This window comes from Ancylomarina longa, assembly GCF_003996985.1.
GTDB classification, from domain to species: Bacteria; Bacteroidota; Bacteroidia; order Bacteroidales; family Marinifilaceae; genus Ancylomarina_A; species Ancylomarina_A longa.
The window spans coordinates 1-361 of sequence record NZ_RJJX01000316.1 but is presented as its reverse complement, the minus strand read 5'-3'; the positions used below and the strand labels follow the sequence as shown (position 1 = coordinate 361).

The following is a 361-nucleotide window of genomic DNA, read 5'->3' as shown; positions in this document are numbered from 1 at the left end:
TATAGTTCTAGYACCATCAGTCGTACACACATTATCATACTGATCTCTAACCTCAATTGCTGGCTGTGGATTTAAATCTCCACCATTTGCGGCAGGTGCTCCGGGCTCTGTTGTAATTGCCAATTTATTAACAGCTCCATGTCCTATAMTTTGCRAAACAGAAGCRTCGCCATAACCTGTAGCTGAAATGATTAAATCTGCTGTTCCTGCTGTTTGTAAGGCTGAATTTCCTCCTCCTGGTTTTAATGTTATGGTATTTGGTACAGTATTTAATGTATAATCTGTTGTTTCAGTCAGACTTGTTCCATTATAGGTTACCGTAGTTATTTTGGTTTCCCAATTTGTGTCTTCACTATAACCA

The 361-nt window shown here is 38.7% G+C and carries 1 protein-coding gene; it reads right to left on the bottom strand.

Translation table 11 applies throughout. The annotated features are described in order from the left end of the window. Positions 1-361: hemoblobin-interacting domain-containing protein (locus DLK05_RS17330; RefSeq protein WP_127345126.1), on the bottom strand; the 361-nt coding region annotated here is incomplete at both ends.